This is a genomic window from Streptomyces malaysiensis subsp. malaysiensis (genome assembly GCF_040653035.1).
Lineage (GTDB): Bacteria > Actinomycetota > Actinomycetes > Streptomycetales > Streptomycetaceae > Streptomyces > Streptomyces malaysiensis.
This window is the reverse complement of sequence record NZ_JBEZNG010000071.1, coordinates 1-8,403: the sequence shown is the minus strand read 5'-3', so window position 1 is coordinate 8,403 and position 8,403 is coordinate 1. Positions and strand designations below refer to the sequence as shown.

The window sequence follows — 8,403 nt, the reverse complement described above, 5'->3', positions numbered from 1 at the left end:
CCGCCACACCTCCGCCAACGACACCATCACCGCCCACAACACCGGCTGCACCACATCCACCCGACCCAACGCCACCTCATCACCCAACACATCCACCAACGACCACCCCACAAACGGCCCCAACGCCGCCTCACACTCCGCGATCCGCCCCGCGAACACCGACGACGACTCCAGCAACCCAGCAGCCATCCCCACCCACTGCGAACCCTGACCCGGAAACACCATCACCACCCGATCACCCCGCCCCACAACGCCCCGCACCACCCCCGAACCACCCGACACCACCGCCCCCAACCCACCCACCAACTCCCCACCCGAACCACCCAACACCACCGCACGATGCTCAAACCCCGACCGAGACACCACCAACGAAAAACCCACATCAACAGGCGACACGTCAGAACGATCCACCAAGTGATCCACAAGCCGCACCGCCTGCCCACGCAACGCCTCCACCGAGCGGCCCGACACCACCCACGGCACCACCGGCACATCACCCGCAACCGGCGGCACCACCTCAACGGCACCAGCCGACTCGGGAGCCTGCTCAAGAATCACATGCGCGTTCGTCCCACTCATGCCGAACGACGACACACCAGCCCGACGCGGCCGACCCACCTCGGGCCACTCCCGCGCCTCCGTCAACAGCCGAACATCACCCGCATCCCACTCCACATGCGGCGTCGGCTCATCCACATGCAGCGTCCGCGGCAACACCCCATGCCGCATCGCCATCACCATCTTGATCACACCCGCCACACCCGCAGCAGCCGCGGAGTGCCCCATATTCGACTTGATCGAACCCAGCCACAGCGGGCGCTCCGGATCCCGACCCTGCCCATACGTCGCCAACAACGCCTGCGCCTCAATCGGATCACCCAACGTCGTCCCCGTGCCGTGGGCCTCCACCGCATCCACATCCACCGGAGACAACCCCGCACTCGCCAACGCCCCCAAAATCACCCGCTGCTGCGACGGACCATTCGGCGCCGTCAAACCATTCGACGCACCATCCTGATTCACCGCACTGCCCCGCACCACCGCCAACACCGGGTGACCGTTGCGCCGCGCGTCCGACAACCGCTCCAACACCACCACACCCACACCCTCAGACCACCCCGTACCATCCGCCGCACCCGCAAACGACTTGCACCGACCATCCGGAGCCAGCCCACGCTGACGACTGAACGCCACAAACGCTTCCGGAGTGGACATGACCACGGCACCGCCCGCGAGTGCGAGCGTGGACTCGCCCTGCCGCAGCGACTGGCAGGCAAGGTGCAGGCTGACGAGCGACGACGAGCACGCCGTGTCCACCGTGACCGCAGGGCCCTCCAACCCCAGCACATACGAGATACGGCCCGAGATCACACTGGCCGCACCGCCTGTCAGCAGCTGCCCCTCCACACCCTCCGCCGCCGCGGATGCCATGAGGGCTCCGTAGTCCTGGCCGGTGGTGCCCATGAAGACGCCGGTCCGGCTGCCCCTCAACGTTTCGGGGTCGACTCCGGCTCGCTCGAACGCCTCCCACGAGGTCTCCAGCAGCAACCGCTGCTGCGGATCCATCGCCAACGCCTCACGCGGCGAAATCCCGAAAAACCCCGGATCGAAATCCGCGACCGAATCGACGAATCCCCCCTCGCGGACGTACGACTTCCCCTCCTGGTCGGGGTCGGGGTCGTACAGCCCCGCTATGTCCCAGCCGCGGTCATCGGGGAAGGCCGACACCGCGTCCTGACCGGACACGACCAGCCGCCACAGGTCGTCCGGCGAACCGACACCGCCCGGGTACCGGCACCCCGCGCCCACGATGGCGATGAGGTCATCCGCGGCGGTCGGCGACGTTTTCTGTGCCGTTGTGGGTGCCGGAACCGCGGCCATGTGCTCGTCGCCCGACAGTTCCTCCACGAGCATGTCCACGAGGGAGTTCGGTGTCGGGTGGTCGAAGACCAGCGTCGCCGGGAGGCGCAGTCCGGTGGCCTCGCGCAACCGGTTGCGCAGTTCCACACCGGTGAGCGAATCGAAGCCGAAGTCCCTGAACGCCCGCCCGGAGTCCATCGCGTCAGCGGAGGCGTGACCCAGCACGCTCGCGGCCGTGGAGCGCACGAGCTCCGACACCACGCGGCGGCGCTCCGCCTCCGGCGCACCGGCCAGCCGGCGCAGCAGGGGCGAGTCGGTGCCGGAGCCCGAGGCCGCCGTACGACGACCGGGGCCGCGGACCAGTCCACGCAGAAGTGGAGGTACGGCACCGGCGTCGGCGCGGCCGCGCAAGGCCGTGCCGTCCAGGTCGGCGGCCAGCAGGCTGGTCTCGCCACTCGCGAGGGCGCTGTCCAACAGCGCGGGGCCGTCTTCCGGACCCGGCGGCATGATTCCGTAGCCCGGTTCGCGTGGTCCCCGGGCAAGCGACAGCGCGGGCAGGCCCCGCGCCTCGCGCTGCCGGGCGAGCGCGTCATGGAACGCGCTCGACGCGGAATCCATGTCGGACACCAGCACAAAGGCGGACAGACTTTGTTCACGGGTGAGTTCATGCAGATCGCTCACCATGCGGATTTCGTCGGCCAGTAGCGCGGCCACCCGCTCCTGTGGCAGCGTCGACAGGGCCTCCCAGCCGTCGGCGGCGCCCGAGTGCACGATCGTGGTGACGGGATGCTCTTCGGGTACGGACGCCAGCAGGTCTGCCAGGGCGGCACGGTCGGCGGCCTCGCCCGCCACCACCTGGAGACCAGCGCCGGCCTCCGCCAGCTCCTGTCGCAGCTCGGTCACGCTGACATCGCCGGTACGGGCGGCCATGGCCACGTGCCGTATGCCGCCACTGGTGACCAGGTCCCGGGCCACGGAGGCAGTGAACTCGTCCACCTCACCGGTGATCACGGCCGTGCCCACGAGTGCGTTCCGCTCCTCGCGGTCCCGCACCGTCGTCCCGGCTGCCTTCTGGGGCATCAGGACACGGGCCAGCCGGGGCACGAATGTCCTGCCCGATCGGATGGCGACCTGCCGCTCGTCACCGTTGAACACGTCGGGCAGCCGACGCAATGACTCGACGTCGGCATCGATGTCGACGAGCGCAACGCGGCCGGGATGCTCCGCCTGTGCCGCCCGCGCCAAGCCCCATACCGACGCGGCGGCCGGGTCGGGGGCCTCGCCGTCCGCGCTCCGTGAGACCGGCACCGCGCCTCGGGTGACCACCACCACTCGGCGTACGGCGCACCCGTCATCGGCCAGCACGGCCCGCAGCACACCGAGCACCTCGCCGGCCGAGGCGGTGAGGGACGACACCACGAGAATGTCGGGAACGGGCCCGCCCTCGAGGGTTCCGCCCTCGGCGTTGTCATCGGCCGACGACAACCGATCGCTGGGAATGACGTCTGCCACCACTCCCGCCGCCGCCAGGGCCGCCACCAGGCCGGTCGGCCGAACGCCGATCTCGCTCGCGCTATCGCTCTTGTTCTCGCTCTCGTTCAGCAGGGCCCATCGGCCCGGCGCCTCATGGCGGTCCTCGGTGGGAAGGCTCATAGCGCTATTCGCGGCGATGTCTGCCGAGACGTCCGCTGACGTGTCGGTCCACTCCAAACGGAGCAGAGCGCGACGGTGTCCCGGTCGGGCGGAGCCGATCGCGTCCGGTGTGACTGCTCGCAGCATCAGCGAGTCCACCGAGGCCACGGGAGCCCCGGTGCCGTCGGCCACCCGCAGCGATACGGCGTCGTGCCCCACTCGCGTCAGCCGTACCCGGAGCTCCGTCGCACCCGTGGCGTACAACGACACACCGTTCCAGGAAAAGGGCATCCGCGGACCGCCCGTCGACTCGTCGTCGAAGAAACGGCCCAGGCCCATGGCCTGGAGGGCGGCGTCGAGCAACGCAGGGTGCAGGCCGAACGACTCAGCATCGGCACCGCAGTCCTCCGGGAGGGCGACCTCTGCGAACACCTCGCCCGCCTCGCCGCTGGAGCGCCAGGCTGCCCGCACCCCCTGAAACACCGGGCCGTAAACCACTCCGACCTCGCGCAACCGGTCGTAGAGGCCGTCCACGGACACCGGCAGGGCACCTGCCGGTGGCCACTGCGTCATCGCGGCCGTTTCGGCTGTCGCGGCCCGCGAGTGCCGTTGTGCCGGAGTCTGCTCGTCGGACGGGATCAGCACACCGGTGGCATGACTGGTCCACGCCTGGTCGTCGGACTCGTCAGCCGGACGCGAGTGGATCGTCAGCGGCCGCCCTCCAGCCGTGTCCGCCGCCCCGACCGAGACCTGGACCTGAACGCCACCCCGCTCGGGGATCATCAGAGGGGCGTGCAGGGTGAGCTCCTCGACCCGGTCGCACGCGACATGATCGCCCGCCTGTACGGCCAGCTCCACGAACGCGGTGCCCGGCAGGATGGCCCGGCCCATCATGGTGTGGTCGGCGAGCCAGGGATGCGATCGCACGGCCAGTCTGCCCGTCAGGACGACTCCGCCCGTGTCCGGGACCCGAACCACCGCACCCACCAGCGGATGCCGGACGGGGTCGAGGCCGACGCACGACACGTCACCGGCATCGGGATCGGCATTCGTGGCGAGCCAGTAGCGCTGGCGCTGGAACGCGTACGTCGGCAGATCGACGTACTGATGCGGACCGGGAACCAGGGCCGTCCAATCCACCTCCACTCCCGACGCATACAGCTGGCCGAGGGCCAGGACCGCGGACTCCGGTTCCGGACGAACCTTACGCAACATCGGCACCACCACCGTGCCCGCGTCCCCGTCACCATCACCGTCGCCGTCGCCGTCGCCGTCGCCGTCCAGGCATTCATGCACCAGAGACGTCAACGCCCCGCCCGGCCCCAGTTCGACGAATCGCGTCACACCCCGCTCACGAAGACACTTCACCCCATCGGCAAACCGCACCGTCTCCCGCACATGCGCCACCCAATACCCCGCCGAACACAACTCCTCGCCGGCAACCTCACCCGTCACATTGGAGACCACCGGAATCCGCGGAAGCGCATACGCGATGTTCTCGGCAACCTGCCGGAACTCCTCCAGCATCGGCTCCATCCGCGACGAATGAAACGCATGACTCACCGGCAGCCGCTTCGTCTTACAACCCCGACCCGCCCACTCCCTGGCAACCTCCAGAACCGCATCCTCATCCCCCGACACCACCACCGAAGAGGAGCTGTTGACCGCCGCAACACTCACCCCTTCGCAGCCCTCGATTGACTCGACAACCTCCGCCTCCCCAGCAGCGATCGCCACCATCGCCCCACCCTCAGGCAACGCCTGCATCAAACGACCCCGCGCCGCCACCAACCGACACGCATCCCCCAGAGAAAACACCCCCGCCACATACGCCGCCACAACCTCACCAATCGAATGCCCCAACAACACATCCGCCCGCACACCCCACGACTCCACCAACCGGAACAACGCCACCTCCACCGCAAACAACCCCGCCTGCGTAAACACCGTCCGATCCAACACCCCACCCCCAGCAGCCAGCACCTCCCGCAACGACACTCCCAAAAGCGGATCGATCTCCCCACACACCTCATCCAACGCCTCCGCGAACACCGGATACGCAGCAGCCAACTCCAACCCCATCCCCACCCGCTGCGACCCCTGCCCCGAAAACACCAACCCCACCTTCCCCGACCCCACCACACCAACGGCCACGTTCACACCCGCGCCACCCTCGGCAAGCGAACGCAAACCCTCCACCAGCCCAACCCGATCCCCCACCACCACCGCACGATGCTCAAACCCCGACCGCCCCGACACCAACGAAAAACCCACATCAACCGAAGAAAGACCATCACGCTCCCGCACGAACCCGGCAAGCCGACCCGCCTGCGCCCGCAACGCCACCGCCGAACGACCCGACACCACCCACGGCACCACCGGCACATCAACCACTGAACAAACCGACTCCGCCTCCGGAGCCTGCTCAAGAATCACATGCGCATTCGTCCCACTGACGCCGAAGGCCGAGATGCCCGCCCGACGCGGATGTTCCGCGTCCGGCCATTCCCGGACCTCGGTCAGCAGCCGTACGTCCCCGGTCGTCCAGTCCACCTGCGGGGTGGGCTCGTCCACGTGCAGTGTGCGCGGCAGCACCCCGTGCCGCATCGCCATCACCATCTTGATCACACCGACGAGTCCCGAAGCGGCCTGTGTGTGACCGATGTTGGACTTCACGGAGCCCAGCCAGAGTGGCCGATCCCGGTCCTGCCCATATGTGGCGAGAAGAGCCTGGGCCTCGATGGGGTCGCCGAGTGTGGTGCCCGTGCCATGGGCCTCCACGGCGTCGACCTGGTCGGCCGTCAGACGGGCGTTGGTCAGTGCCTGTCGGATGACGCGCTGCTGCGAAGGACCATTCGGGGCCGTCAGCCCGTTCGACGCACCATCCTGGTTCACCGCCGAACCCCGCACCACCGCCAGCACCCGACGGCCGTTGCGTACGGCGTCGGAGAGGCGCTCCAGGAGCAGCACCGCGACGCCTTCCCCCCACCCGGTGCCGTCGGCGGCACCGGCGAACGCCTTGCAACGGCCGTCCGGTGCCAGCCCCCGCTGGCGGCTGAACTCAACGAAGGTCTTCGTGGTGGACATCACCGCGACACCTCCGACGAGCGCGAGGGAACTCTCCCTCTGACGCAGCGACTGGGCTGCCATATGCAATGCCACGAGCGACGACGAGCAGGCCGTGTCCACTGTCACGGCGGGGCCTTCGGTGCCCAGCAGATAGGCGATCCGGCCTGAGGTGACGCTGGAGGCGCTGCCGGTCATCAGATAGCCCTCGACGCCCTCGGGCGCGTCTCCGGAATCGGCGCCGTAGCCGGAGTAGGACGCACCGACGAAAACGCCCGCCCGTTCGCCCTTGAGCGTTTTGGGATCGATGCCGGAGCGTTCCAGGGCCTCCCAGGATGTCTCCAGCAGTAAGCGCTGTTGCGGATCCATTCCCAGCGCCTCACGTGGCGAGACCCCGAAGAAGTCCGCGTCGAACTCGGCCGCGTTGTAAAGGAAACCGCCCTCGCGCGCATAGGACCTGCCGACCCGCTCAGGGTCGGGGTCGTACAGCGCCTCGAGATCCCATCCGCGGTCGGTCGGGAATTCCCCCACTGCGTCGCCATCCGACATCACCAGTCGCCACAGGTCTTCCGGCGAGGCGACATCACCCGGGAACCGACAGCTCATGCCGATGATCGCCAGGGGTTCGTGCTCCTGGTCCTCCGCTTCGCGCAGCAATTGGCGAGTCTGGCGAAGGTCGCCCATCACACGCTTGAGATATTCGCGAAGCCTGGCTTCATTCTCCATGGATGTCACCCCTTGAAGCAGCACTTGAAGCGACGCAAGTACATTCCCGATCGGCGGTCATGAGGTGCCGAGTTCCTTATCGATCAGATCGAACATCTCTTCGTCCGTCGTCGGATCGAATGCACGGCCATTGGTCACGTCGACGTCAGCGGATATCGACCCGTCGGACAGTCGCCACAGAAGTCCCTGGAGGCGTGTCCGAACCGTATCTTGCACATCGTCGTCCGTGATTCCCGCAGCAAGCGCTGCTTCCAGCCGATCCAGCTCTTCGAGCACAAGTGGAATTTCCTGATCGTGCTCCGGAAGTAATTCAGTGTGGAGGAGTTCGGTGAGGGCGAGGGGGGTGGGGTGGTCGAAGACCAAGGTCGCGGGCAGGCGCAGCCCGGTGGCCTGGTTGAGACGGTTACGCAGCTCGACAGCGGTCAGCGAATCGAAACCCAGATCCTTGAACGCCCGCTCCGGCTCGACCTCCTCCGCACCCTGATGCCCCAGCACACCCGCCACCTGCGACCGCACCAAATCCAGCAGGAGCCCCTCCCGCTCCGCGGAATCCAGCACCGCCAGCCGATGCCCCAGTTCTGGCACTTCACTCACTGCGTTATCCGCCATAGGCCGTTGCGGGACACGCACCAACCGACTCAGGAACGGTGCCACACCGCCCTCAGCCCTCGCCCGGGCCCGCAGCGCCGGAAGATCCAACCGGGCCGGCACCACCAACGCCTCCCCACCCACCAACGCACGATCAAACAACACCGCCCCCTCAGCGGAGGACAAAGCCCGCATCCCATTCCGCGACATCCGACGCCGGTCCACCACACCCAACCCACCCGTCAAACCACTCACCGACTCCCACAAACCCCACGCCAACGACACCCCCGGCAAACCCCTCCCCCGCCGATACACCGCCAACGCATCCAAAAACGCATTCGCCGCCGCATACGCACCCTGACCCGCCGCACCAAACACCCCCGCCGCACCCGAAAACATCACAAAAGCAGTCAGATCGTCAGTCAACTCATGCAGATTCACCGCCGCATCCACCTTCGGACGCAACACCGCCTCCACACGCTCCACCGTCAACGACCCCAACACACCATCATCAAGAACCCCCGCCGCATG

Annotated in this window: 2 protein-coding genes; both read right to left on the bottom strand. The window is 67.8% G+C overall.

The window, feature by feature from the left end; all coding sequences use genetic code 11:
* Positions 1 to 7,293: beta-ketoacyl synthase N-terminal-like domain-containing protein (locus AB0E24_RS45730; protein ID WP_435865407.1), on the bottom strand; the 7,293-nt coding region annotated here is incomplete at its 3' end.
* A gap of 48 nt (positions 7,294 to 7,341) precedes the next feature.
* On the bottom strand, positions 7,342 to 8,403 hold a 1,062-nt coding region (locus tag AB0E24_RS45725), incomplete at its 5' end, for a KR domain-containing protein (protein WP_359385949.1).